Genomic DNA, 478 nt, shown 5'->3' with positions numbered 1-478 from the left:
GCACTCGTGTCCCTGATGAGCGACGCCGACTACGATCCGCAACGCCTCGGCCCGAATGCGCGCGTGACGGTCTGGTGGGACGAGCAGAACGCCCATCCGCTGGCGGCCTAGCAAGTGCACTGACAACGACAACGCAACGACAATTCTTTAGAGGAGAGACGCAATGAACGACGACAAAGTGGCCGCAAACGTACAACAGGCTGGAGAAGAGACGGCAGGAAAGGGCATATCGCGCCGCACGTTCATCAAGGGTGCGGTCGCGGCTGCGGGCATCGCTGGTTTTCCGTACGTGCACGCTCAGGAGAAGATCACGTTGCGTTACCTCGGCACTGCCGTCAACCAGAGCGCCGACATTGCGAAGAAGTTCAAGGAAGACACGGGCATCGAGATCCAGTACATTCCCGTCACCACCGATGACGTGACCAAACGCATCATCACGCAGCCCAATTCGTTCGATATCGTCGACACCGAGTACTTC

1 protein-coding gene is annotated in these 478 nt (G+C 58.6%); it reads left to right on the top strand.

Going from position 1 to position 478, the window contains the following annotated elements; translation table 11 throughout:
- Positions 1-163 precede the first annotated feature (163 nt).
- On the top strand, positions 164-478 hold a 315-nt coding region (locus tag GR197_RS31395; protein WP_164016602.1), incomplete at its 3' end, for a twin-arginine translocation signal domain-containing protein.

This window comes from Rhizobium phaseoli (assembly GCF_010668805.1).
GTDB lineage: Bacteria > Pseudomonadota > Alphaproteobacteria > Rhizobiales > Rhizobiaceae > Rhizobium > Rhizobium phaseoli_A.
Note: the sequence above shows the minus strand (reverse complement) of the source record. Positions and strands in the feature narration are given on the sequence as shown.